Origin of the sequence: Paenibacillus sp. FSL R10-2796 (genome assembly GCF_037965315.1) — a bacterium.
GTDB classification, from domain to species: domain Bacteria; phylum Bacillota; class Bacilli; order Paenibacillales; family Paenibacillaceae; genus Paenibacillus_AQ; species Paenibacillus_AQ odorifer.
Genome location: NZ_CP150178.1, coordinates 6792930 through 6818396 on the forward strand (window position 1 = coordinate 6792930; position 25467 = coordinate 6818396).

Annotated in this window: 25 protein-coding genes; all 25 read right to left on the minus strand. The window is 44.6% G+C overall.

Translation table 11 applies throughout. The features are described 5' to 3' along the window. Window positions 1-16: 16 nt before the first annotated feature. The gene (locus NST58_RS30380) at window positions 17-1252 is read right to left on the minus strand and encodes an argininosuccinate synthase (RefSeq protein ID WP_339245250.1); all 1236 of its coding nucleotides are present in this window, start codon (window positions 1250-1252) and stop codon (window positions 17-19) included. 292 nt (window positions 1253-1544) lie between these two features. After that, complete coding sequence (gene argF, locus NST58_RS30385) at window positions 1545-2513, minus strand: ornithine carbamoyltransferase (protein WP_036678521.1); 969 nt, start codon at window positions 2511-2513, stop codon at window positions 1545-1547. Next, entirely contained in the window at window positions 2510-3796 is a 1287-nt protein-coding gene (locus NST58_RS30390; RefSeq protein ID WP_339245253.1) for an aspartate aminotransferase family protein, read from the minus strand. The genes argF and NST58_RS30390 overlap by 4 nt, the downstream gene beginning before the upstream one ends. Window positions 3797-3865: 69 nt before the next feature. Beyond that, the gene (gene argB, locus NST58_RS30395; RefSeq protein WP_339245256.1) at window positions 3866-4696 is read right to left on the minus strand and encodes an acetylglutamate kinase; all 831 of its coding nucleotides are present in this window, start codon (window positions 4694-4696) and stop codon (window positions 3866-3868) included. Window positions 4697-4737: 41 nt separating this feature from the next. Further along, entirely contained in the window at window positions 4738-5970 is a 1233-nt protein-coding gene (argJ, locus tag NST58_RS30400; protein WP_339245259.1) for a bifunctional ornithine acetyltransferase/N-acetylglutamate synthase, read from the minus strand. 20 nt (window positions 5971-5990) lie between these two features. Beyond that, entirely contained in the window at window positions 5991-7040 is a 1050-nt protein-coding gene (gene argC / locus NST58_RS30405; RefSeq protein ID WP_339248810.1) for an N-acetyl-gamma-glutamyl-phosphate reductase, read from the minus strand. 183 nt (window positions 7041-7223) lie between these two features. Beyond that, window positions 7224-8108, minus strand: coding sequence for a YitT family protein (locus tag NST58_RS30410; RefSeq protein ID WP_036678511.1), 885 nt, complete (start codon window positions 8106-8108; stop codon window positions 7224-7226). Window positions 8109-8210: 102 nt separating this feature from the next. Further along, window positions 8211-9324, minus strand: a protein-coding gene (prfB, locus tag NST58_RS30415; protein ID WP_139329815.1) for a peptide chain release factor 2 whose coding sequence is annotated in 2 segments (ribosomal slippage) — window positions 8211-9251 and window positions 9253-9324 — 1113 coding nt in all. Because the reading frame shifts where the segments join, the coding sequence is not laid out codon by codon here. A 367-nt stretch (window positions 9325-9691) separates the two neighbouring features. Continuing rightward, window positions 9692-12199, minus strand: a complete 2508-nt coding sequence (gene secA / locus NST58_RS30420) for a preprotein translocase subunit SecA (RefSeq protein ID WP_036678509.1) — start codon at window positions 12197-12199, stop codon at window positions 9692-9694. 269 nt (window positions 12200-12468) lie between these two features. Further along, window positions 12469-13017 carry a ribosome-associated translation inhibitor RaiA gene (raiA, locus tag NST58_RS30425; RefSeq protein WP_036678506.1) on the minus strand — a complete coding sequence of 183 codons (549 nt, stop codon included), beginning with the start codon at window positions 13015-13017 and terminating at the stop codon, window positions 12469-12471. A gap of 229 nt (window positions 13018-13246) precedes the next feature. Continuing rightward, the gene (locus tag NST58_RS30430; RefSeq protein ID WP_339245263.1) at window positions 13247-14683 is read right to left on the minus strand and encodes an S-layer homology domain-containing protein; all 1437 of its coding nucleotides are present in this window, start codon (window positions 14681-14683) and stop codon (window positions 13247-13249) included. A gap of 317 nt (window positions 14684-15000) precedes the next feature. Continuing rightward, window positions 15001-15198 carry a cold shock domain-containing protein gene (locus NST58_RS30435; protein ID WP_019915069.1) on the minus strand — a complete coding sequence of 66 codons (198 nt, stop codon included), beginning with the start codon at window positions 15196-15198 and terminating at the stop codon, window positions 15001-15003. Window positions 15199-15433: 235 nt separating this feature from the next. Beyond that, window positions 15434-15775, minus strand: a complete 342-nt coding sequence (locus NST58_RS30440) for a flagellar protein FliT (protein ID WP_339245266.1) — start codon at window positions 15773-15775, stop codon at window positions 15434-15436. Continuing rightward, on the minus strand, window positions 15768-16178 hold the full coding sequence (gene fliS / locus NST58_RS30445; RefSeq protein WP_076282424.1) for a flagellar export chaperone FliS: 411 nt from the start codon (window positions 16176-16178) through the stop codon (window positions 15768-15770). Before fliS ends, NST58_RS30440 begins: the two co-directional genes overlap by 8 nt. A gap of 19 nt (window positions 16179-16197) precedes the next feature. Continuing rightward, window positions 16198-18084: a flagellar filament capping protein FliD gene (fliD, locus tag NST58_RS30450; protein WP_339245269.1), complete on the minus strand. Its 1887-nt coding sequence runs from the start codon at window positions 18082-18084 to the stop codon at window positions 16198-16200. A gap of 17 nt (window positions 18085-18101) precedes the next feature. Then, a complete protein-coding gene (locus NST58_RS30455) occupies window positions 18102-18485 on the minus strand; it encodes a flagellar protein FlaG (RefSeq protein WP_076282422.1) in 384 nt (127 codons plus the stop codon). 139 nt (window positions 18486-18624) lie between these two features. Then, window positions 18625-19824, minus strand: coding sequence for a flagellin (locus tag NST58_RS30460; RefSeq protein ID WP_339245273.1), 1200 nt, complete (start codon window positions 19822-19824; stop codon window positions 18625-18627). A 242-nt stretch (window positions 19825-20066) separates the two neighbouring features. Continuing rightward, the gene (csrA, locus tag NST58_RS30465) at window positions 20067-20309 is read right to left on the minus strand and encodes a carbon storage regulator CsrA (RefSeq protein ID WP_076282420.1); all 243 of its coding nucleotides are present in this window, start codon (window positions 20307-20309) and stop codon (window positions 20067-20069) included. Window position 20310: 1 nt separating this feature from the next. Continuing rightward, window positions 20311-20757 (minus strand): flagellar assembly protein FliW, encoded by a 447-nt coding sequence (locus tag NST58_RS30470; protein ID WP_339245276.1) that lies wholly within the window; start codon window positions 20755-20757, stop codon window positions 20311-20313. A gap of 114 nt (window positions 20758-20871) precedes the next feature. Continuing rightward, window positions 20872-21438 carry a DUF6470 family protein gene (locus tag NST58_RS30475; RefSeq protein ID WP_339245279.1) on the minus strand — a complete coding sequence of 189 codons (567 nt, stop codon included), beginning with the start codon at window positions 21436-21438 and terminating at the stop codon, window positions 20872-20874. Between the two features lie 15 nt (window positions 21439-21453). Then, entirely contained in the window at window positions 21454-22371 is a 918-nt protein-coding gene (gene flgL / locus NST58_RS30480) for a flagellar hook-associated protein FlgL (protein ID WP_339245281.1), read from the minus strand. 15 nt (window positions 22372-22386) lie between these two features. After that, window positions 22387-23970 (minus strand): flagellar hook-associated protein FlgK, encoded by a 1584-nt coding sequence (gene flgK, locus NST58_RS30485; protein WP_339245284.1) that lies wholly within the window; start codon window positions 23968-23970, stop codon window positions 22387-22389. A 54-nt stretch (window positions 23971-24024) separates the two neighbouring features. Beyond that, window positions 24025-24525: a flagellar protein FlgN gene (locus NST58_RS30490; protein ID WP_036678457.1), complete on the minus strand. Its 501-nt coding sequence runs from the start codon at window positions 24523-24525 to the stop codon at window positions 24025-24027. A 12-nt stretch (window positions 24526-24537) separates the two neighbouring features. Then, on the minus strand, window positions 24538-24825 hold the full coding sequence (gene flgM / locus NST58_RS30495; RefSeq protein WP_036678454.1) for a flagellar biosynthesis anti-sigma factor FlgM: 288 nt from the start codon (window positions 24823-24825) through the stop codon (window positions 24538-24540). Window positions 24826-24928: 103 nt separating this feature from the next. Then, window positions 24929-25339, minus strand: coding sequence for a TIGR03826 family flagellar region protein (locus tag NST58_RS30500; RefSeq protein WP_036678678.1), 411 nt, complete (start codon window positions 25337-25339; stop codon window positions 24929-24931). Window positions 25340-25467: the final 128 nt, after the last annotated feature.

Here is a 25467-nt window from a genome sequence, read left to right on the forward strand (position 1 = left end):
AGTTTATGTTATCGTACTATTTAGAAGCTCCATTTACACCTGTAGAAACCTTAAGGCGCAATGCGTTCAAGTGGATAAAACCAGTAGCATCCCCTTGATCATAAGCTTGTGTAGGATCAGCTTCCATTGTTGCAATCTCAGGATTGTATAAGCTGACTGGGCTCTTCACTCCAGCGCCAATGATATTGCCTTTGTACAGTTTAATTCGAACAGTACCCGTTACATTTTGTTGGCTCTGTGTTACAAGAGCTTGCAGTGCGATACGCTCTGGAGCGAACCAGAAACCGTTATACACCAAAGTGCTGTAACGAGTGATCAGGCTGTCACGCAGGTTCATCACTTCACGGTCCATCGTGATGGATTCCATTTTGCGATGAGCGACGAACAGGATTGTTCCACCTGGAGTCTCATACACGCCGCGGCTCTTCATGCCGACAAAGCGGTTCTCAACCATATCCACACGCCCGATACCGTGTTTACCACCTAGCTCATTCAGTGTCTCCATAACTTGAAGTGGGGATAAGGATTCACCATTCAGGGCTACGCAGTCTCCCTTAACGAATTCGAGCTCCAAATATTCCGCTTCATCCGGAGCATCCTCAGGAGCATTGCTCAGTAGGAACATTCCTTTGTTCTCTGGTGCACTTGGATCAAACCAAGGATCTTCCAGTACGCCGCTCTCATAGCTGATATGCAGCAAGTTACGGTCCATCGAATACGGCTTCGCCGCAGAGGCTTGTACCGGAATATCATTAGCTTCCGCATAAGCGATCATTTCCGCACGACCTGGGAATTGATTGCGGAACTCTTCTAGACGCCAAGGTGCAATCACCTTAATGTTCGGAGCCAATGCAGCTACGCCAAGCTCGAAACGGACTTGGTCGTTCCCTTTTCCTGTCGCGCCGTGCGCGATAGCCGTTGCGCCTTCAGCGATGGCGATATCTACCATGCGCTTGGCGATCAATGGACGAGCAATACTAGTTCCGAGCAAGTATTGGCCTTCATAAAGGGCACCAGATTGGAACATTGGATAGATGAAATCGCTAGCGAACTCATCGCGCAGGTCGTCAATGTATACTTTCGATGCGCCAGTAGCGAGTGCTTTTTCCTCCAAACCGTCGAGCTCTTCCTTTTGGCCGATATCAGCAGTGAAGGCAATGATCTCCGCGTCATAAGTTTCTTTAAGCCATTTTAAAATAACAGATGTATCCAATCCGCCGGAATAGGCGAGTACAATTTTTTCTTTAGCCATGGTGTGGCAACTTCCTTTCGTGTGGGCTATATAAATTAAAATAAACGTGCCTTTGCCAGCACTCTGACGATAAATCGCAATTACACTGAATATTTGGACTTCCGGTCGCTGTTATCATCAGATTTCTTTTATTTCAAACCGCATTGTGCGGATAAAATCTGATGATAAAGGCGAACGCTACGCTCCTACAGTTCCAAAAATTCCGCTCCATTACTCCATCGTCCAAAGTCTAACTTCGCCCAACATTAATTCAATTTATATAGTGATTTATATTTTATATTTTTTAAATTCCTTAACTCATCAACGCAGCCATTAAAGCTTTTTGTGCATGCAGCCGGTTCTCAGCCTGATCAAAGATCACCGAGTTAGGGCCGTCAATCACGCCTGTGCTGACTTCTTCCTCACGGTGGGCTGGCAGGCAGTGCAGGAAGAGATAATCGCTCTTAGCGCCTTTTACAAGCTCCTCATTAACCTGATAGTCCTTGAATGCCGCTTCACGTGCCTTTTGCTCCTCCTCGAAGCCCATACTCGCCCATACGTCTGTATAGATGACGTCAGCGTCTTGTACAGCTTCTTGCGGGCTGCGAGTGACCACAATCTTCGCTCCGGTTTCTTTAGCGATCTCACGAGCTTCTGCGACAACCGCTGCATCTGGCTCATAACCTTCCGGTCCGGCGATAGATACGTCCACGCCCAGCTTAGCTCCGCCAATCATTAAGGAATGCGCCATATTGTTGCCATCGCCGATGTAAGCCAGCTTCAGGCCCTTGAGCTTTCCTTTGTGCTCATAAATCGTTTGATAATCGGCCAGCACTTGGCAAGGATGTGCCAGGTCACTAAGACCGTTGATTACGGGAATAGAAGCATAACGAGCGAGATCTTCAACCTTGTCATGACCGAAGGTACGGATCATAATTCCATCGAGATAACGCGACATTACTTGCGCTGTATCTCCAACAGTTTCTCCGCGTCCAAGCTGGATATCATTTTTGCTCAAGAAAAGGGCATGCCCTCCCAGCTGATACATTCCAACTTCAAACGACACACGCGTACGTGTAGAGGATTTTTCAAAAATAAGACCAATGGTTTTACCCTTCAGCGGCTGAAATTCTTCGCCATTTTTCTGTTTCTTCTTCAGCTCAATCGCCGAATCAATCAGATACGTAATTTCCTCCGGGCTGTAGTCGTTCAGCTCCAGTAAATCACGGCCTTTCAGCTGCTGCGCAATGGTGTGCTTGTTACTCTGTACGCCCTGACTCATGAGCTTACCTCCCCGTTTGCTTGTTTAGCATAAGTATGAATGAGTTCGCATAGGATGTCCACCGCTTGGTCGATCTCCTCTTTGCTTACATATAGATTAGGCAGCAGACGAAGGACATTAGGACCGGCTGTCACGAACAACAGGCCTTTCTTTTGTCCAGCCAGTACAATATCGCCCACTGGGGATTGACATTCAATCCCGATCAACAGCCCTTTACCACGGATATCCTTCACAAAAGAACAGTCCGCCAGCTTCTCTTTCAAAAGACCTGTCAGGTACTTACCCATATCTTCGGCGCGCTGTGGAAGCTCATCTTCCAGCATCGTCTCAATCGTCGCTGCCATAACAGCTGTTGCTAGCGGTGTTCCCCCGAAGGTGGACGCATGGCTGCCCGCTGAGAAGGCTTCACGCAAATACCCTTTGCCAAGCATTAAACCTGCCGGGAACCCGCTAGCTATCCCCTTAGCCAAGGTGAAAATATCCGGTTCAATTCCATAATGCTGATGAGCGAACAGCTTGCCTGTACGTCCCATACCTGTCTGTACCTCATCTACAATCAGAAGCAATCCGTGGTTCTTACACAAGGTCACTACAGCGTTCAAGAACTCAGGCTCTACCTCAAGTACGCCACCCTCTGCAAGCACCATCTCCAGCATGATAGCAGCTGTATGATCTCCGATAGCAGCTTCTAACGCTGGGAGATCATGCAAAGGTACGGTCTTGAAACCTGCTGGAAGCGGCAGGAACCCTTCTTTCACCTTTTGCTGGCCTGTAGCTGTTAGTGTGGCCAGTGTACGTCCATGGAAGGATTGTTCGAATGTGATAACCTCATAACGGTCGACACCCTTAATCTTCTGATGGTAACGGCGGGCCAGCTTAATAGCAGCCTCATTCGCTTCTGCCCCGCTATTGCAGAAAAACACTTGATCAGCGCAGCTATTCTCTGTCAGAAGGTTGGCAACTTTATCTTGTCCCGGAATATGGAACAGATTCGAGACATGCCAGAGCGTATCAATCTGATCCTTCAGCTTAGCGCCGACTTTTTCAGGAGCATGACCTAGACTGGTCACAGCCAATCCACTGGTGAAATCCAGATACTTATTGCCTTTATCATCCCATACCCAGGTGCCCTTGCCTTTAACTAAGCTGAGATCATATCTGGCGTAAGAAGGGAACACTGCACTCAGCTTGCTTGTTGCAACATCCGATGTACCTGATCCTACTGTATCGGTCTGCTGTGCCCCTGCTTGCGAATCCAACTCCGCTTGTGTAAGCTTGCTCATTCTAAGTCACTCTCCCATCGGCTGCTCCTGTGAACAGGCTGCGCCTCTAATTTGTATTCATCTATGATTCTACGAACGAATAATACGTGTACCTATCGCTTCACCTTGCAGTACTCGACTAAGCACCCGTGGTTCTTTTCCATCCACAATGATAACCTCTGATACGCTGCCCTGAATGCAATCGATAGCTGCCCGCACTTTAGGGATCATGCCACCGTAGATTTCCCCACTTTCGATCAAGGCTTCGATTTCCTGTACAGTAACGGAGGGAAGCACAACCTTTTCACCTTCCACTGTACTCATGATGCCTGGAACATCTGTGACGACGATCATTTTGGGAGACTCCACATAGGAAGCAACTGCCCCTGCTGCCGTATCTGCGTTAATATTGTAGCGCTGACCTGCTGCATCTACTCCGATAGGTGCAATGACAGGAATATAACCCATCCCAACAATACCAGTTACGATCTCAGCCTTAACTTCTGTTACTTCTCCTACCAAACCTACTTCGGCGCTGTTCGCCACTGGTTTAGCAATAATCATATTGCCATCGATGCCCGAAAGCCCCAGAGCTAGACCGCCGCTCCCTTGAATTCGCCGGACAATCGCCTTGTTTATACTTCCTGCCAGCGTCATCTCTACAACATCTAGTACTTCCTCGGTGGTTACTCGCAGGCCATTCACAAAGCTGCTTTCAATGCCCAGTTTCGCTAGATTCTCGGAAATGGCTGGCCCTCCACCATGAACAATCACTGGCTGAATGCCCTCCTCCTGCAAATCTCGCAAATCCTCAAAAAAAGATTCAGGTAGAGCCGCAAGCGTACTGCCGCCGCATTTCATTACAAACAATCCACTACCATCTAAAGCATCTATAAGTTCAAGCTCGCTATTTAGCGTCATATGATCGGTATCCTTCCCTTATGGGCTTAACACGCCATAAATTAAGTGCGATATGCGGCGTTAATACGCACATAATCGTAAGTTAGGTCACAGCCCCAAGCCGTTGCTTTCCCGCTTCCATCATGCAGATCTACAGTGATCAGCACAGTTTCACTTTTTTGCAAATAGGCCAAAGCCTTTTCCTCGTCAAAAGCAACTGGCTTCGAGTGCAAAAGCACCTCAATATCCCCTAACGAGATGTTCACATGCTCCGGCGATACCGGAACACCCGCGCGTCCAACCGCAGCAATAATCCGCCCCCAGTTCGCATCCGCTCCAAAAATAGCAGATTTCACTAGACTAGAACCAACCACTGTTTTGGCAATCGCTGCCGCCGCCTCATCATGAACAGCACCATTCACTTGAACCTCAATCAGGTGAGTTGCACCTTCGCCATCTCGAGCAATCGCTTTGGCAAGCGTCTGGCACACATACGTGAATCCAGCAGCAAAAGCGTCCCAATCCGGATGCAGCCGTGTCAGCTTCTCATTACCGGCAAGCCCACTCGCCATCGACACTAACATATCATTGGTGCTAGTATCTCCATCGACTGTAATCATATTAAAAGTAACATTCGTAGCTGAACGCAGAAGACTAAGTAAATCCTCCGCTGCAATATCAGCATCCGTGGTCATAAAGCCAAGCATGGTAGCCATGTTAGGATGGATCATCCCTGAGCCCTTTGCAGCTCCGGCAATTGTAACTTCTACACCGCCAATGAGCACCTTCACGGCGATCTCTTTTTTAACTAAATCAGTGGTAAGTATAGCTTGGCAGAATTCCTCCGCGCCAATAGCTCCTCCGTCCAGCTTCTCTGGTATTGCAGTGATCCCGGTACGTACGCAGTCCATCTTCAACAGTTCACCGATAACTCCAGTCGAAGCAACAGCCACATCATTAACGGCCACACCTAAATGCTGAGCCGCAGCAGCGCGCATCTCATAAGCATCTGCTTCACCTTGTTCGCCTGTGCAGGCATTGGCATTCCCGCTGTTCACGATAACCGCCTGCAATACTCCGTTCGAAAGGCTTTCCCGAGTCACTTTCAGCGGAGCCGCCTGAAAAACATTCGTCGTATACACGGCCGCAGCCGTTGCCGGAACTTCACACAGAATCACTCCGAGATCGTTGCGATCTGTTTTTTTCAATCCACAATGCAATCCTCCGGACTTAAAACCCTTAGGTGAAGTGATGCTTCCACCCTCCAATTTGGTAAATAACTCAATCTCGCTCATATTATTTGTACCGCTGATCCTTATGGATACACAGGTGTGTAGCCGAGGCCAAGGGTTTCCTCCCATCCCATCATCAAATTAAGGTTCTGTATTGCCTGCCCTGCCGCACCTTTTACAACATTATCAATGACGGAGACTATGGTCACCCGCCCTGTACGAGCATCTGTTGCAAATCCGATATCACAATAATTAGAGCCGCTAACTTCTTTTGTCGCTGGAATCACACCTACATCACGCACCCGCACATATGGCCGGCCCGCATAATATTCACGGTATAAATTCACAAAATCCTGTTCCGTATAATTGTCCGTCATCCCTGCATACATCGTACTCATAATTCCCCGGCTCATCGGCACGAGATGTGTGGTGAACGTTACCGTTACCTTTTCTCCAGCAATCTCTGTGAGCGTCTGCTCAATTTCCGGTATATGTTGATGCTTATTGATTTTATAAGCTTTAAAGTTCTCATTAATCTCTGCATAATGTACCATCAGGCTTTTTCCGCGTCCTGCTCCAGTAACTCCTGATTTCGCATCAATAATAATACTGTCGTGCTTAATCCAACCTGCCTGAATTGCAGGAATTAGTCCAAGAAGTGTAGCTGTAGGATAACAGCCTGGATTAGATATAAAATCAACCCCAGCCGCACGCTCTCCAAACACCTCGCAAAGTCCGTATACAGCCTGCTCTAGATATTCATCAGCCGGAGCGGGATGTTTATACCAGTGCTCATACTCTGCACCATCCTTCAATCGGAAATCACCGGACAGATCCACGACCTTAAGTCCAGCTTCCAGCAGCTGCGGCACCAGCTTTGCGCTCACACCCGACGGCGTTGCCGTAAATACCACATCCGCCCGCTCAGCCATCTGAGCCGGGTCAACGCCATCCAGCCTTCGATCAATGATGCCCGTCAAATGCGGAAAACCTTCCTCTATAGCATCCCCTGCACTTGATGAGGAAATTACCGAAGTAATCTCTACCTTAGGATGACTTTGTAGCAGCCGAATCAGCTCTACGCCCCCATAACCCGTTGATCCAACAATCGCCGCTCTCAGCTTGCCTTCCACTGTCATCCCCACTTCCTGCTTATCATGAATTATAATAAATAATATAATGCATACCGTCTTAGAAATATGTATTATTATACGACTCAATTAATATAAATACAACACATAGTGTTAACTTTCTTTATTCCTAAATATAATTCTATTTACAAAAAAAGAGAAGCGTAGCTTCTCCTTTCGGAGAAATTACACTTCTCTTTTAAAGCCTTCACCCAGCACCTCATGCGCCTCAGTTATAATCACAAAAGCACTAGTATCTACCGATTGAACAATCGCTTTTAATCTGGAAACCTCATTCTGGCCTACTACAACCATTAGCACCGTACGCTCATCACCAGTATAACCGCCATGTGCATCCAGCTTCGTCAGACCCCGATCCAGATCATTCAAAATCGCCTCAGATATTTCTTCCGTCTTGTCCGAGATTATGTAAGCCACCTTTGTATAACGGAAGCCTACCTCTATCGCATTAATGGCCTTACCTGTAACAAACAGACCGATCAGTGCATACAGTGCTTGTTCCATACCGAGTATAAAAGCAGCCAGCACAATGACCGTCCCGTCCAGCAGCACTACAGAAATCGAGAAGCTGAGACCGGATATCTTTTGAATAATCTGCGCCAAAATAGTAAGTCCACCTGTCGAGCCCCGTCCGCGGAACACAAGACCTAACCCCACCCCCACACAGATACCGCCATAAATGGAGGCTAAGAGTGGATTGGTGGTAGGTGCAGGCAAATCTTTTGTTAACAAGATAAAGAGCGGCAACACAAAGCTCCCAAGGAGCGAGCGAACTCCGTATTGTTTACCCAAGAAGATTACCCCGAGTACAAACAACGGAATATTAAGCGCCCATTGCGTAAATGCCGGCTCAGCCCCAAACCAAGCTTCAGCCAATACCGACAGACCGGATACACCACCAGAAGCAATATGATTAGGCAGAAAAAAAAGATTAAACCCCAGCGCTGTAACTAGCGATCCGAGCAAAATTAACATCGTATCCACCACATGTCGGAGTGGCCCATTCAGAGGAATCAGTGGGGGTTTATTACGTGAATTGACTTTTTGCATTTCAAAGGCTCTCCTTAAAGTGTCATCTTGCTCTACGAAAGAAGAAACGGCCATCCCATCCTAATCCATGAATGGTATCCGTTTCCCCCGAAACTTTCTCTTTTATTCTGCCTCAATCTTGATCTGGCTACGCAGGTAACCATCAATGAATACATCAATATCTCCGTCCATCACAGAACCCACATTCCCCGTTTCCACGGAAGTACGGTGATCCTTAACCATGTTATACGGATGGAATACATAGGAACGGATCTGACTGCCCCAAGCAATATCGGATTGCTCGCCGCGAATCTCATCCAAATGCTGTTGCTGTTCTTGCAGTTTACGCTCATACAACTTGGAACGCAGCATCTTCATTGCTTGCTCGCGGTTTTTGATCTGTGAACGTTCGTTCTGACAGGTTACCACCACACCCGTAGGTAAGTGGGTAATCCGCACCGCAGAGTCTGTGGTATTAATATGCTGTCCACCCGCGCCGCTCGCCCGATACGTATCGATCTTCAAATCCTCAGTACGAATTTCAACTTCTACATCATCGGCAATTTCCGGAACGACATCACAGGATACAAAAGAGGTATGCCGTCTGCCCGAAGAGTCAAACGGAGAAATCCGTACTAGCCGATGTACACCTTTTTCAGCTTTCAGATATCCGTAGGCGTTGAAGCCTTTAATAAGTAGTGTAACACTCTTAATTCCCGCTTCATCACCTGGTAAGTAGTCCAGCACCTCAACCTTGAATCCACGTTTTTCAGCCCAACGGGTATACATCCGCAGTAGCATCTGGCCCCAGTCTTGGGATTCCGTACCGCCCGCACCCGGATGGAGCTCAAGAATAGCATTCAGCTTGTCATACGGCTGGTTAAGTAGCAATTGCAGCTCGAATTCATCCACTTTGCTGCCTAAACTGCTGATCGTCTCCCCAATCTCTGCCGCAAGATCTTCATCGCCCTCTTCATCCGCAAGCTCTGCCATCATCGCAGCATCGTCGTATTCTTGTTGCAGCTTCTCGTATTGATCCACGGACGATTTCACAGCATTCATCTCGCCGATCACGCTCTGTGCCTGCTCTGGATTATCCCAGAAGCCTGGAGCAGCCATTTTTTCTTCAAAGTTCGAGATCATCTCTTGCTTAAGATCTAAGTCAAAGAGACCCCCTAAGGTCAGTTAGTTTCTTGCCTATTTCACGCAGATCCTGCTTTACATTAGCTTCAATCATATGGTCACTTCACCTTTCAAAATAGGTTGTTACGGTCTTCGCTATTGGAAAGTTAGTAATGAGTGAATGTTCAGCCATTCCGAGAAGGATTGGACTTCCGATCGCTGTTCTTTCCAGATTCCTTGAATTGATAACCGCATAGCGGTTGGAATCCCGAAATAAAGGCGAACACTCCGTTTCTCCAGTTCCAAACCTTCTCTCCATTCCACATTCACTCAAGTGCTATATATCCAAAAAAGCGACTGGGCCGTAAACGGGGGATACCCCCGGGCCCAGCCGCTCTTTATGGTTAGTATACCCATAGAGATCAGGGTTAAAGACTTACATCTTCAACACCTGAATATATGAGCGCTACTAAACGTTTGTCTTATGCGTTTTGACCGTGGCAGTTCTTGTACTTCTTGCCGCTTCCGCAAGGGCAAAGATCATTACGACCAGCTGCCGCCTCAACATGTACCGGACGTTTCTCAGCAGGTTCGCTGTTAGTGGAAATTTTATTTTCCTCTACAACAGATTGACGCTCCTGATTTGTCTCGATGTGAGCCTTCATAATATAAGTAGCTACTTCTTCTTGAATCGTAGCCGTCATAGTATTAAACATTTCGAATCCTTCGAATTGATACTCGCGAAGTGGATCTGTACCACCGTAAGCACGTAGGTGAATTCCTTGACGCAGTTGATCCATCGCATCGATATGATCCATCCACTTGCTGTCCACGGAGCGCAGCACGATTACCTTCTCGAATTCACGTACCAATTCTGAACCTAGGCGTTCTTCACGAGCAGCATATTTCTCAAGTACACGTTCAAAGATGTACTCAATGATCTCTTCTGCTTCCTTGCCCCACAGAATATCGCGAGTCAAAGCACCTTCTTCAAGCAGCTTGCTGTTTACGTAATCAGCAACTTCTTGCAGCTCCCAGTTTTCAGGAATATCGTCACTGCAGTGTGCGTGAACAATACGTTCAATAACTGGCTTGATCATTTCAAGTACGATATCTTTAATATTTTCAGACTCCAGAATCTCACGGCGTTGTTTATAAATAATTTCACGCTGTTGATTCATCACGTCATCATATTGCAATACGACTTTACGAATATCAAAGTTATTACCTTCAACACGTTTCTGAGCAGATTCCACAGCACGCGTAATCATGCGGCTCTCAATCGGCTGATCTTCCTCAAACCCAAGGCGATCCATCATACTCAAAACGTTGTCAGCGCCGAAACGCTTCATCAACTCATCCCCAAGGGACAAGTAGAATTGTGTAGAACCTGGGTCTCCTTGACGACCCGCACGACCACGCAGCTGGTTATCAATCCGGCGCGATTCATGACGCTCTGTACCAATGATATGCAGACCTCCAAGATCTGTCACACCTTCACCTAGAACGATATCTGTACCCCGACCAGCCATGTTGGTAGCAATCGTAACTGTACCTGGCTGACCTGCATGTGTAATGATTTCAGCTTCCGCAGCATGATGCTTCGCGTTAAGCACTTGGTGTCTAACGCCTTTGCGCTTCAGCATTTCAGATACGAGCTCTGAATTCTCAATCGACACTGTACCCACAAGTACAGGTTGGTTCTTTTTGTGACGTTCTACAATTTCTGCCACAACAGCGTTGAACTTACCGTTCTCACTCTTGTAGACAACATCCGGCATATCTATGCGCTGATTCGGTTTATTCGTAGGGACTTGAAGAACTTCAAGACCATAAATCTTCTTGAACTCTTCTTCCTCAGTTTTAGCTGTACCTGTCATACCACCCAATTTGCGATACATACGGAAATAGTTCTGGAAAGTAATCGTAGCAAGCGTCATGCTCTCATTCTGTACTTCGATTTCTTCCTTCGCTTCAATCGCTTGGTGCAAACCGTCACTATAACGACGGCCTGACATTAAACGTCCCGTAAATTCATCAACAATAACGACCTCACCCTCGTTAACAACGTAATCTACGTCACGACGCATAATTACGTTTGCTTTCAGGGCTTGGACGATATGGTGATTCAAGGTTACATGACTGTGATCATACAAGTTCTCAATACCAAAAGCACGTTCAGCAGTAGCTACACCTTTTTCAGTCAAGGCTACGGACTTCACTTTGATATCAACTGTGTAGTCTTCTTCAGCTTTAAGCTTTTTCACAAAACGGTCTGCCGCAAAGTACAATTCAGTAGACTTCTCAGCTTGTCCGGAAATGATAAGAGGTGTACGTGCTTCATCAATAAGAATGGAGTCCACTTCATCAATAATACAGAAATAAAGAGGGCGCTGAACCATTTGTTCTTTATAAAGCACCATGTTGTCACGCAAATAATCGAAACCAAATTCGTTGTTCGTGCCATACGTAATATCGCAGGCGTAAGCATCTTGTTTATCAGCATGGTCCATACCGCTTAGGTTAACCCCAACCGTCATGCCCAGGAAGTTATAGATTTGTGCCATTTGTGCGCTGTCGCGCTGAGCCAAATAGTCATTGACCGTTACTACGTGTACGCCTTTACCAAGCAAAGCATTTAAGTACACTGGCAATGTTCCTACTAGAGTCTTACCTTCACCAGTCTTCATCTCGGAGATTCGGCCTTCATGCAGGGCCATACCACCAATTAACTGTACATCAAAATGCCGCATGCCAAGCGTCCGTTTGGAAGCTTCACGTACGGTTGCAAACGCCTCAGGAAGAATTTCTTCCAAGGTTTCGCCTTTCTCAATACGGGCGCGGAACTCTTCCGTCTTAGCTTTTAAAGCTTCATCGGATAGTGCTACAAATTCCGGCTCCAATCCATTAATTACATCGACTGTCTTCATGAGACGTTTAACGTCACGATCGTTTGTGTCTCCGAATATTTTCTTTACAAGTCCTAGCATGGTTAACCCCTTTCATGCAACACAGATGGTGGAACCGAGCCCATCCTCACAAAATTGAAAGGGCCATTTATAAATTCGATTCCGCTGCTTCATAAATTGTAACAGTTTGTAAGAGATGCCGCAATACAAGGTGTAACAGCCACATTTTTCATATATACGCACAAGAGCCCTATTCGCTATAAGCGAATAGGGGCTCGGTTTAAATTTCTTAGGTTCTGACTAACTCTCGAGGCCCTTTATACTTAGAGCATAACTGGCATCATTATAACTTAGCCCTGTTCAATCAGTCCATATTTACCATCATCACGTTTGTAAACTACGCTAACTTCCGAGGTGTCGATATTGGAAAACACAAAGAAATTATGTCCTACCATGTTCATTTGCAGAATCGCTTCTTCCACATCCATCGGCTTCATCGTAAAGCGTTTGTTCCTAACCACTTCTAAATCATCATAATCTTGTTCTTCTACAGCAACAGCGGCACTAGCTCCATCCACAAACAGCGTCTTGAGTCCCTCTTGACGGAACTTCCGATTCAGCTTCGTTTTGTGTTTGCGAATTTGGCGTTCCAGCTTGTCCACAACGGCGTCTATGGAAGCATACATGTCATCGCTGCGATCTTCCGCACGAAGCGTCACGCCAGCAAGCGGAATGGTTACTTCCACCGTATGAAGGCCGCGAACTACGCCAAGCGTCACAGACCCTTCAGAGGTAGGGGGTGCTTCGAAATACTTCTCAAGTTTGCTGAGCTTCTTATCAACATACTCTCTCAAAGCGTCGGTCACGTCAATTTGTTGACCTCGAATGGTGAATTGCATGGCCACTCCTCCTTTAGTTACACCTTCATTATACCAAATTGTAAGCGCTAAGTAAAAAGCAATTCCTTACAGCCCTTACATTTAGATAACAAATGTTGTCATAGCGTTCACAAATAAAACAAGTCCGGTAAGAGCAACCAATCGCCCTACCGGACCAAAAGTAAACCTGTCGTTATTATAGTACGGATTCCACTCTTATATTCTCCGAATGAAATCACATAAGGTCAGGCTATTTGGTATGAATTTGAATAATTTCTACAGGAGACCATTGAGAACCCGATCCTGCAATAACATATACCTTATAGGCAGTATTTGCTGCTAAACCAGTTAAAGTCTGTGTATGCTTTACACCAGGAGCAAACGTAAGCGTGTTAGTCCACGGAGCAGCCAATGCAGTACCGCTACCATTTTGACCTAAAGCAATCTGTGCTGCAGTAGGTGCCTTATCAGTTGCTGGCAATACTACATATCTAACTGGGGTTGTAGTGCCACCTGTCACACCATATTTAACATATACATCTGCTGTAACTGTACTAACTTGTCCCGGCTCAAAAAGCGAAATCGAGCTAGCAGTAGCTTGAGCAGTAGTCAACCGAACTGTCGTTACAGTAGACAAGTTACCAGCTGCATCCGCCAGCGTGATATATGTTGCATATTCTGTACCAGGATTCAATCCGTAAACAGAGAATGTAACCGTTGTTTTAGCTACAGTCGCAACACTACCATGGATACCACTTGCAGTCCCGTTACTAATTTGTCCTTTTTCCACCTGCAATGCAGTTGGAGCAGTTACATCAGCATTATAAGGAGCTACAACATAGTATACTGCACCAGTTACGGAAGGTGTCAGGTATACATCCGCTGTGACCGAACCAACATTACCGTAGGTTGCCCCACTTACTGTTGGCGCTGTGCTACTTCCGCCGTCACCGTTACCACCACCAGAACCTCCGCCCGTACTACCACCTGGAGCAGCAGTTGGGGTTGGTGTAGCTGTTGGTGTCGGAGTCGCCGTTGGAGTTGGTGTAGGTGTTACACCACCACCTGTGCCACTACCAGGATAATAAATAGCTGAAGTATTGATAATACCTACAGCCTCGGCACGTGTTAACGATCTCTTAGGACCAAAGGTTCCATCTGGATAACCGTTAACAATCTTCTTTTCCACTGCAGCTGCTACAGCACCTTTTGCCCATGCTGCAATTTGTGCATTGTCTTTAAATTTGTTCGAAGTCGTATTGGTGCTCAATTTAAGTAATTTTGCAGTAATCACAGCTGCCTCTTGTCTTGTGAGCGGATTATTAGGACGGAACGTATTATCCTCGTATCCTCCGATATATCCAGCTTCCACGGCTTTAGCCACTTCACTGTAATTCCAGTTTGTGCTTTTCATATCTTTAAAAGTTACTGTTGCTTTAGATGTAAACCCTAACAGGCGATTTACCATAGTCACATACTCACCACGCGTAATTGCCTTATTTGGTTTCACCGTTCCATCTGGGTAGCCTCCAAGGTATCCTCTATCTAGCCATTCCTGCAGCTGACCTTGCGCCCAGTGGCCTTGAATATCCTTAGGTACAGTTGCAGCAGATACGCTGCCGAGAGACCCTAATAACATACTAGTACCTAATATTCCGGTCATAAGACCGCGCCACATCTTCTTCATCCTGCTAATCACCCTCCTAATTGTTTTGATAGCTTAGGCTATATTGAATTTTTTGGTGAATGTAATAACCTAGGCTAACATAGTGTGTGTCGAGGTAAGATAAACAGCTCAACGTATATCTATTACCCACCTTTCGCAGAGTTCTAACATTTTCCATAAAATGAATTTACAAAGTATGCTATTTTCTTTACTAGGATTGGCTATACTAGACACATATGAACGCACAAAAAAAGGATCCTGGAAGATTCCAAGATCCCTGCTAGCGCTGTCTAAATTGCTAACCATCTACTTATATGTAGTTCGGCTTCGCCGGATGATTATAATTTGATTACGTTAGCTGCTTGTGGTCCACGTGCACCTTCAACGATATCGAATTCTACGGATTGACCTTCATCCAATGTCTTGAAACCATCAGTTTGAATCGCGGAAAAGTGTACGAATACGTCGCCACCGTCTGCAGTCTCGATAAAACCATAACCTTTTTCTGCGTTAAACCATTTTACTTTACCTTCCATTGATTAAACATTCCCTTCGTCATCAGATGAACGTGAGTCTTGCTCACAATTCGACTATACCACCGTAACTTATTTATTGTCAATTGGAAAAGAAAATGTTTACATTCAATAATTTACCACGTAAAATAAACTATTAAATTTTCCATAAACAAGAAATAGATTCGGTACAATGATCAAAAAAAGGAGCAGACGGTATTTAATACCCGTCTACTCCTATAGTGAAACACCGATAAAATTATTTTTTGCGATCCATAAGAAAACTGTCTGGAGTGTAGGCGGCCTCGTAGGCGTTGCGTTGGGCTTTGGCCTGATTCCGCTTCTGTAGCCAGTCCAGAGCCTCATGGCAAAGAGCGTTCATGCGAGCAGTGATTTCTGAATCGTGATACAAAATCCGTTCAATTTCGACCTTTTGCGCCTCCGTTGCAGGAACTGACAAGAGCTGTCGGATGATGTCATCAATCAATTTCTGACGCTCGTCCACGAAGGACTCTAACTCCTCAAATTCTACTTCGTATAACCGCTCCATTATATTCTGCGTCAATTGCTTCAACTCTACAATAAGCTTATCTTTATCCATTCGCACTTTCCGTAGATAACGGCTCTAGCCCCTGAGTTGTCGCGAGTTTCGAAGCTTGTAGCCAAGTTTCCCGCAACTCTGTTAGATAGCCCAAAGCTTCTTCTGCCTTAACTATATCTTTACGAATATTAGCCTCAACCAGCAGAAAATTCGTATATTCATACATTGAGTATAAGTTTTTGGATATTTCATAGGTATAATCAAGGGTACTCATTAACTCGCTGATAATAGTCTGAGCTTTGCCAAGGTTAAGATTAGTCTTCTCCAAATCATGCTTTTTCAGCCCGTCCATTGCTGTTCTCACGAAACGAATTGCACCGTCATACAACATTACAACTAACTGTGCAGGCGTGGAAGTTTGGATAGATGATTGTCGGTATTTCTCATAAGGAGATGTAAGCAAGATTGTCTCACCCTTTATTTTAAGATAGTCCCAAGCTGGACATCAGGCTGGAGGACTGTGTTGTCAGCTTGTTCATTGCACTTTCCATCGCTGAGAATTGCTTGTAATAACGGTCTTCTACCATTTGCAGATTTTTCTGCATAGTAGTTATTCGACTATTATAACTTCTAAGTTGTTTCCCAATAACACTTTCCTCTTTAAAGGTACTATTTAAATCCATAGAGAATTTGTTAGTACCAGCGCGATCAGAGATCATATCTAAGGTGCTAGTAATGTTAGTTGCTAATTTATTAAAGATACCTGATTGTGGAGCGTTTGCGGTACCTTGAAATAGATCAATAGCGAGCTGTGGATTTGCACTTAAAGCATTTTTAAGCTTCGTCTCATCCGATATAACCAACTTGCCGTTCTCCATATAGTTCCCTGTGGTTATACCAATTGCATTAAGGCTTCCAAGCTTCTCCGTTATTGCTTCTCTCATTTTTGATAGAAGATTAGTGACAATATCGTTGTTTTTGAACAAACCACTCTTAGCTTTTTCTGTCCAGCTGTCAATTTCTCCTTCTTTCATTTCCTTTTTCTGCTCATCTGACAGTGGTTTAAAGTCACGATACCTAGTTTCATTAACTTTGCTATTAAGTGCTTTTATTAAAGCGTTATAGTCCTCCATAAAACCCTTGATGGTTTCCAGCGCTTTATCTGGATCACTTTGAGTTTTAACATTGGTAGGAATGTCTGTACCGCTGCTATTGGTCACATCCAATAATGTTAGTTGGACCCCATTAATAGTAAACACGTTGCTAGTAACGTTTTTGATAGCCTCACCATTAATCGTGACTTCTGCATTCTCGCCCTTAATAACCTCTTTGATTGCATCCGTGCCTTCGGCAAAAGGTACTGCACCTTTGAATAGGCCTAAAAATTCATAGGAGGCTCCACTCATTTTCACTTCTCCAGCGGAATTACCAGTAATCGTTAGTTTACCATCTACGAAATTTGCTGTCACATTAACATCTGGTTTGGTATTTATCGCTGATACTACATCTGCTATTGTAGTGGAAGCATTAAATGAAAAGCTCTTCCCGTTAATATTAAAACTATAATATTTTGCCGGAGCAGCTGGATCAGGGTCTTTCCCATCCAGCATTTTTTGCAAATCAGCGAGTGTTTTATCACTTGTGACACCTGTGCCTGCCCCGTTAGTTTCCACCACTGTTTTCTTTGAAAAAAGTGCCAGTAATGAATTGCTACCAGCTGGGGTCTCAACTTTAACCGTTCCTTCTGAACCACCACTTTTAGAGGCGATTGATAACTTCCCTGTAATCTCATCATAACTTGCAACAGCATTAGCCTTTGTATTAGAATTGATCGCTGCTACCAGAGAAGATATAGAAGTGAGACCATTAAACAGAGAATTACCTGCACTATCCTTAAAACTCACACCATTAATGGTGATGTCAAAGCCTTTGCTCAGATATGCAGCCTCTTCTTCATCAGTAAGCTCTGATAAATCTACCCCGTCTAGCTGTGCTAAAGAAGTTGAACTAGGTATACCTTGACCTAAACCGGAGGTCTGAAGAGTGTTTTTGGTAGCTAGCTTAGTTACACTTATCTTCATATCGACCCCATTAGCTGTTGCAGTAGCTTCGGCTTTCACAGCGTTTGTATTACCTGTGGTCACTGCTTTATTCACATTCAAGGAGTCCGATTTTTTATATTTATCGTTCAATTTATTGGTGCGGAAATCATACAAAACACTATTCAGCTCACGGTAACCTTCTCTAGTCCACTGTAATACCTGTTTATCCTGATTGAGTTTATCAAGGGGTACACGCTTAGTTGCCATCATGCTTTTGACCATACTGTCAATATCCATACCCGAAAATCCATTGATTCTTGTAACCAAATCAGCACCTCCAAATGTTAGATTTTCTCGTCCACAAGTATACCGGCTATTTCCATCATTTTAGCAACAAGATCCAGCGTTTTCTCTGGTGGAACTTCACGAATGAGTTCACCGGTATCTTTATTAAGTACCTTGACCATAATATCATGCGTCTTCTCGTGGATACTGATATCCAGAGTGGTCTGAGGGCCCTGTAGAGATTTTACTGCTCGCTCGATGGTTCGGATAAGCTGTTCTTCGGCAACAGACACGTTCACGCCTTGCTTCTCCCTCAAACTCATCTCCCTAGTATCTTGAATCGGAGAGAGTGGTTTCACCTGTGATGTCGATTCTGTGCTGTGCTCTGTACCGCTAGGTCTGCTTATCGTAGAACTGGCAGTAAGTGAAAACTGTACATTCATTATCCTGACCTCCAGCGACGCTAATTTATATTGTATATATCGGTTTCATTTAGGGATAATTTAGGATTTGATGCCTGTCAAGAAAAAAAAAGAAAAAAAGCCCCGGGTTTCCCCGGAGCTTTGGTCAAACAAGAAGAAATTAACGAAGCAATTGTAGAACGCCTTGTGGTTGTTGGTTAGCTTGTGCCAACATAGCTTGTGAAGCTTGAGCAAGAATGTTGTTTTTCGTTTGTTGCATCATTTCTTTAGCCATGTCAACGTCACGAATACGGGACTCAGCTGCACTCAAGTTCTCGGAAGCAGCACCCAAGTTGTTGATGGTGTGTTCCAAACGGTTTTGCATAGCACCCAGGTTACTACGTTGGGAAGAAACTTTTTGCATAGCGTTTTGAACCGTTTCGATTGCAGTAGCTGCACCGAATTTAGAGGAAATATCAATTGTTTTAACGCCAAGAGCGTCAGCACGCATATCTCCTACGGAGATAAATGCCGTTTGACCAGCATTCGCACCGATTTGAGTCATGATAGAGTTGTCGAGATCACTACCTGCTGCAACATCTTTACCGAATACAAAAGTCATACTTTCTCCGACTTTCATATTTGCAGCCACATCACCAACAGTTAAGGTTGTTCCACCAGTAATAATCGCAGCTGTGAAAGCAATGGTGTCTTTATCGGTCAATGAGATTGCAGTGGAAGGTTGACCATCTGGTCCAACAACTTTGTAATCTCCAGCAGCGAATGATCCATCGGCATTAGCTGCTCCAGTTCTTACGATCATGTAAGCACCGTCAACATTTGACTTGGTAGCAGCTGTACCCGCCGCTTTATTCAAAGTTTCTAGAGCTGTAGCATCAATTTTAACACCGGAGTTATTGTTAACTTTTGCAGTACCTGCTACTGCTTCAGTTACACCCTTAGCAGAGCCATCCAACAATTTTTTTGTATTGAACTCAGTAGTGTTACCGATACGGTCCAATTCAGTAACCAATTGTTTAACTTCTGATTGAAGTTCTTTACGGTCAGCATCTGTATTTGTATCATTGGAAGATTGAACAGCCAATTCGCGCATACGTTGCAGGATGCTGTGAGATTCGTTCAAAGCGCCTTCAGCAGTTTGAATCAAAGAAATTGCATCTTGTGAGTTTTTGGAAGCCATATCCAAACCGCGGATTTGACCGCGCATTTTTTCGGAGATTGCCAAACCGGCAGCATCGTCACCGGCACGGTTGATACGAAGACCGGAAGACAATTTCTCGATATTTTTGTTAGTGTTAGCTGTGTTAGCAGTCAGTTGACGATGGGTGTTCATCGCCGCGATATTGTGGTTGATAATCATTTGATATTTCCTCCCTGAAATTAAGTTAGTTCCACATCCATGTGGTAAACGCCGATCCATTAAGGTCGGCCGCCCTGCCGGCTCAGCGTCTAATACATATATCGACGGTATGCACCCAACTGTTTAGAGCAAATCGAAGTTTTTTTGAAATTTCTTGGTTAAATTCTCCAAAATAAAATAAAAAACCTGAATCTGCGATTAAGCAGTCCCAGGTTCTGGATTATGTGTGTGCTACATGTAAATTATTCATTCTTATTTACACCACGAAGTCGATGGATCAATGCATTCAGATCAGACTGCTGAGGAGCGACAGACTCACGGTTAGCCTCTTGGATCGAGAGATATACCTCTTTACGAAAAATATCGACATGTTTTGGTGCAGAAATGCCAACCTTTACTGTGTCACCTTCCACGCTTAAGATTGTCAGCTCGATCTGATCTTGAATAACAATGGACTCCCCTTTTTTACGGGAAAGTACGAGCATATCATCCACCGTCCTTTCCATCGATAACTGGTTGCCCTTGCAGTAGGCTATGCTTCGTATGATAAGGCGCTTTATGCAGCACGATTTGTTTACCAGTATGCCCTACAGGATTCAATACAATAGGAGCAAGAAGATTAATCGTGGACTGCTCGGCTTCTTCCTTAAGTGTAATAACGCACCTAACGATGACCTCATTGTCTATACCTAGTTCTTCTGCTTCATCATCCGGCAACTCAAACTCATAGGACGGATAAAAAACAAATGGATCACCCAGAAGAAAGGATAGTCCCTTGCTTTTTATTGACTGCAAATACCAAAAAGGCGTCTCCGCCATCGCGATCAAAGCAAAATCTGTTTCTTCATCAAAACCAGGTAGTCCTTTAGAAAAATGATATAATTGTTCCTCATCTACTTCCAGTTTACCCCAAGATAATGTTTCTATAATCAAGTTATTCACTCCTCAAAAGTTTTGCTGCGCAAAACTAACTTCTTACGAAAGCCTACTACATTATATATAGCACAAAAGCTATAGAGGCGCTTGGCACATCTATAGCTCATGAAGCTACAATTGAACATTCAATTCTGGTGGAATAAACTGAATCGAAGCGTATTGCTGCATATAAATATTTAACTTCCCGCGGGTATATTCAATTTCCGGATTATGTATCTCTACCTGAATATCCACTTTTGCGGCTCGATAATCAATTTGCGGGGCTCTTGTTTCAATGTGAATATCCACATTGTCATAGGATGCCGGGCCGCGAAACTCCGGAAAAGAATTGGGTTCGGTATCTGTACCGTAAACTTCTGCAATCGTATTACCAGGTCTAAAAAACTCAGCCATCCGATTCCCTTGCTCGACCTTTTTGGCAATGCCCTGAAGGTATAACTGCTGAATCCCAGAATAAATCCGTTTGTTCATATCCAGCATCTTTCCACCGTTATAAGCCTCCCAAGCACGGGACTGATCTATTGTCAGCTCAGGCCTAGTGGATTGAACCGTTAGTTCACCCGGTGTAGTTGTTACACTAAATTCCGCCTTAGGCTGAGTGATTGAATATGTGCCCGGATCAGCGTCAATACCTAATAGAGCAGGAGTCTGACGAATTTGTAAGATTGGTTGCAGCAACGTGAACCACCTCAGTTATCTGATAAAGTCTACAAGCGAAGTAGAAATAATCTTTGCACCCACGGATAAGGAGGCATTATAGATATTCTCTTGAATCTTTGAATTCATAATCAAACCTTCGTAGTCAGCATCTTCAGTCTTGGCTTGAAGATCCGTTAAGTTCACATTCAAATCACTAAGCCGATCCTGCATCAATTCAACACGATTGGTTTTGGCTCCTATTTCAGAGCGAGCCGACAGAATTTTTTCCGTCCTTGTATCAATTGAAGTGAGTTGGGCCGATATTCCTTTGGAATCACCGGACTTCAAGGCACTTGATAATTGATTAATGATTGCAAACAAATTATCTGCATCTCCCGTATTACCGAATACGTCATTCCCTGTCTTACTGATAGGCATACGCACACCTTCACCTACAATAAATTGAATCTGCCCAGTATCCGTTGTAATCGGCTTAGATACATCGTAAGTACCGTCCGTGCCCAAAACAAAATCATAAGGTTTGGTGGAGTATTGCTCACCATTAAATATATATTTACCGTTCAGTGTACTGTTAGCGATATCCACAAGCTGCTCTTTTAGCTGCATCACTTCTTCATTAATACTATCAAGCGCGGACTGCGGATTAGTCCCTGTCGCTGCTTGTACGGACAGTTCGCGAATCTTTTGAACAACATCACCGGCCTGTCCTAGAACTGTATCATTGTAATCAAGCCACGACAGAGCGCTATCTACATTCTTAGTATATTGTTCATTAGAGGAAAGCTCCGCACGATAGCGCAGGGAATACGTGATTCCTACCGGATCATCGGATGCTTTGTTGATTTTACGTCCTGTGGCAAGCTGTAACTGTGTATCGTTCATTGTACGTGCATTACGGTTTAAGTTAAGTAGAAGCTGTGAATTCATCATGTTAGAGGTTACTCTTAGCATACGCTATATCTCCTTTTATCTGCCGACTGTGCCGGTGGAATTGATCAATTTGTCGAGCAGTTCATCAAAAGTAGTCATAAAACGCGCTGCGGCACTATAAGCATGCTGGAATACTAGCATATTCGACATTTCTTCATCCAGTGATACACCGCTGACTGATTGACGACGGGAGTTAACTTGCTCTACGAGATAATCTGAGTTATCCGTCTGACGTGCAGCCTCTTGGGATTGAATACCCAGCTGACCAACCATAGAGCTAAAAAGCCCACCAACAGTGTTGCTCACACTACCGTCTGGCTTAGTAAATTTACTATCCTTCAGGTTCGTCAATAAAAGAGCCAAGGTGTTGTTTCCTTTAACGACTTGCGTATTTCCGTTCGCATCAACAGTTGTACGTAACGAAGTTGCAAATAGGTTTACGTCAGCTGCAATTTCCGGATTCAGCTTGATCGTTCCAGCCTCACCTGATGTTACAAAGAAATCACGTCCGACGCTTCCATCCATCGCATAACCTAACTTGTGAAGTCCGTTTAACCCTTTGACAATGGTCTTGGCGTCTTCATACATTGTTGCGCCCTTAGGCATAGCCTGACCAGCAGCCAAGGTAACAACGGTACCGTCAGCTTGTGTAATCTTGACATCACTAGTCAACACTGATCCCTCAGGAAGATTGGAGCCAGCTGGCACTGTAATTTCAACGTCACCTGTAGCAATAGTGCTCGCCAAATCATTGAGCTGTTTCTTATAATCGGCAACATAGGTATTATTGGAAAAAATCATTCCGTAAGCCTCGCCGCCCTTCAAGGTTCCGGAGGCATAAGCATTATTAAGAAACGCGCCATCTACGGTTGCAGTAACTTCTCCACCCTCTACGAGAGGTTGTCCACCCAAAGAAATGTTATAACCCGCTTCCGTCTCTACAACAGTAATATTAGCAATTTTGGAGAGTTTGTCCGCCATCAGGTCGCGTTGATCACGTAGATCGTTCGCATGATCCCCCATACCCTCAATCTTATAGATGGATTTATTTAAATCTGCGATCGCGGTTAGGTAACCCTGAGCTTCTTTTGCCTTAACATCTATATTAGTGGTTAGATCCCGCTCCAGATTATTCAGTTGCGTGCTCATATAGTTCATGGCATCTGTCAAAGATTGTGCAGTTTGCACTACAATCTTACGGGCCGTTGGATCTTCAGGGTTCTTACTCAGATCCGACCATGATTTCCAGAAGTTATCCAGAACTGTACGAATGCCTGTATCCGATGGTTCATTAACGATAGCTTCCAGCTTAGAGAGCGTATCTGCTTGAAGACTCCAGTTGCCGAAAGCAGAGTTCTCGCCACGGTACTGATCATCCAGAAACATTTCTCGAATCCGATCGATAGATGAGAATTCCACCCCTGTACCCATTTGACCTGGAACGGTAGATTTAAACAACCCGTACGCTTCAATAGGTAAAGAGGCTTGCATATTAACACGTTGACGAGTATAACCTTCGGTATTCGCATTAGCGATATTGTGTCCAGTTGTATTAAGAGCTGCGGTCTGAGTAAAAAGGCTGCGTCTCGCCGTCTCTATCGAGTGAAATGTGGATGTCATGCTTCTTACTCCTCCTTATGTTCTGCTCTGGCAGAACACTTCATCAGTACAATTCTAACCTCGTGCATCAAAAATCCCCGACCGATTTACGTTGTTGCCTTTGTCGGACGGACGATGATAAGTAATATCCTGATTTGGTCTTCCGACCAACAGATCCAAAGAATAATCTATAAATGTAAGCGACTGCTCTATCAGCTTCTGATTTAGGTCATTGGCTTCTTTCAGGCGATGCAAAGTGCCCGAAAGCTTCTGCTGAATATGCAGCAGTCGTGCCTTGTCTTCAGGGTCAAATATAAGCCTGGAAAGCTCCGTTAGGTTCAGGTTCAGGTTGGAACGAATACCCACACCTTGTAAAACGGTATATGCGGCTAATATTCGCTCTTCCTCGAGCTGCCCAATTACCTTCATTAGTTTGGACTCACGGTTAAGGATGTCTATTAACGCATCCACCTTGTTATCCATAATCGTCTGTTTCTTCTCAGCGGCCAGATCCAGCATTTGAACATGCACTCCATCTAGCCGCTCCAATAGTTCTATTAATGTCGTCAATGCCATGGATGTTTTCACCTAATTCTCGGAGGATTGCTTAAAGTAAGGGGCGAGTTTCTCTGCTAGCTTAGATGCATCAACTTGATAGGTACCTGCGGAGACCTGCTGCTTTAGATTGTCGATCTTAAGTGCGCGTTCTGGATCATTCTTGCCAGTGTTTTGTGCTTGCAAGAGTTGAATCGCTTCATCAGAGATCGAAACCTCATCCTTGCGTGTGCTTTTCTTCATTTGTTCCTGCCTTTGCGCTTCCGCGCTGCGTTGATACGGATTAATCGCGTTAATTCGTCCGGTCTCGTTAATTTTCATAACTTCCACCTTCCTTCTAATATAAAAAAGCCGATAATCTTTACTAAGTTTATCGGCGTAGACTGAAACATTCTTTATAGCTGCAAACGTTTTTTTGCAGATTTTATAGGTCACGCAGCTTATCTATGGCACGATATGCACCATCAGATGTCTTTTTGGTAGTATCCTCAGCAGAATTTTCCTTGACAGCATTCGTTAGATCTTTCCTGAGCCGACTACGACAGCTGTCACACATATGGCCATCCCGAATCAGTGTACCACACACTTCGCAAGGGTACATCATATTGGGTGCATTAGCTATAGAAATCCGGCCTTCTCGAATAAAGCGGGTAATCTCTTTAATAGAAATCCCCGTAGCATCGGAGAGCTCCTGAATGTTGGTTCCTTTGTTCTCCCGTAAATAATTCACGCAGATCTCATATTCATGCTCCAGCTCTTTGATACAGGACTGGCACAACCCCATAAGATTCTTGACAAACAACCGGCCGCACCTTGGACAATTGTCTAGATTCATAACAAGCAGCCGCTCCTCTCCGTACATTCTGTGCAATGCATAATATTCTTATGCTCCTAGATTACATGATTGCAAGGAATTCGTCTATGGGACAGAAGAAACGCTACCAACCGTAACTAATCCTTAAT

Coding starts and splice junctions, on each gene's coding strand:
- NST58_RS30380 (WP_339245250.1), bottom strand. CDS start 1,252: ATGGCTAAAGAAAAAATTGTACTCGCCTATTCCGGCGGATTGGATACA.
- argF (WP_036678521.1), bottom strand. CDS start 2,513: ATGAGTCAGGGCGTACAGAGTAACAAGCACACCATTGCGCAGCAGCTG.
- NST58_RS30390 (WP_339245253.1), bottom strand. CDS start 3,796: ATGAGCAAGCTTACACAAGCGGAGTTGGATTCGCAAGCAGGGGCACAG.
- argB (WP_339245256.1), bottom strand. CDS start 4,696: ATGACGCTAAATAGCGAGCTTGAACTTATAGATGCTTTAGATGGTAGT.
- argJ (WP_339245259.1), bottom strand. CDS start 5,970: ATGAGCGAGATTGAGTTATTTACCAAATTGGAGGGTGGAAGCATCACT.
- NST58_RS30410 (WP_036678511.1), bottom strand. CDS start 8,108: ATGCAAAAAGTCAATTCACGTAATAAACCCCCACTGATTCCTCTGAAT.
- secA (WP_036678509.1), bottom strand. CDS start 12,199: ATGCTAGGACTTGTAAAGAAAATATTCGGAGACACAAACGATCGTGAC.
- raiA (WP_036678506.1), bottom strand. CDS start 13,017: ATGCAATTCACCATTCGAGGTCAACAAATTGACGTGACCGACGCTTTG.
- NST58_RS30430 (WP_339245263.1), bottom strand. CDS start 14,683: ATGAAGAAGATGTGGCGCGGTCTTATGACCGGAATATTAGGTACTAGT.
- NST58_RS30435 (WP_019915069.1), bottom strand. CDS start 15,198: ATGGAAGGTAAAGTAAAATGGTTTAACGCAGAAAAAGGTTATGGTTTT.
- NST58_RS30440 (WP_339245266.1), bottom strand. CDS start 15,775: ATGGATAAAGATAAGCTTATTGTAGAGTTGAAGCAATTGACGCAGAAT.
- NST58_RS30455 (WP_076282422.1), bottom strand. CDS start 18,485: ATGAATGTACAGTTTTCACTTACTGCCAGTTCTACGATAAGCAGACCT.
- NST58_RS30460 (WP_339245273.1), bottom strand. CDS start 19,824: ATGATTATCAACCACAATATCGCGGCGATGAACACCCATCGTCAACTG.
- csrA (WP_076282420.1), bottom strand. CDS start 20,309: ATGCTCGTACTTTCCCGTAAAAAAGGGGAGTCCATTGTTATTCAAGAT.
- flgL (WP_339245281.1), bottom strand. CDS start 22,371: ATGCTAAGAGTAACCTCTAACATGATGAATTCACAGCTTCTACTTAAC.
- flgK (WP_339245284.1), bottom strand. CDS start 23,970: ATGACATCCACATTTCACTCGATAGAGACGGCGAGACGCAGCCTTTTT.
- NST58_RS30490 (WP_036678457.1), bottom strand. CDS start 24,525: ATGGCATTGACGACATTAATAGAACTATTGGAGCGGCTAGATGGAGTG.
- flgM (WP_036678454.1), bottom strand. CDS start 24,825: ATGAAAATTAACGAGACCGGACGAATTAACGCGATTAATCCGTATCAA.
- NST58_RS30500 (WP_036678678.1), bottom strand. CDS start 25,339: ATGAATCTAGACAATTGTCCAAGGTGCGGCCGGTTGTTTGTCAAGAAT.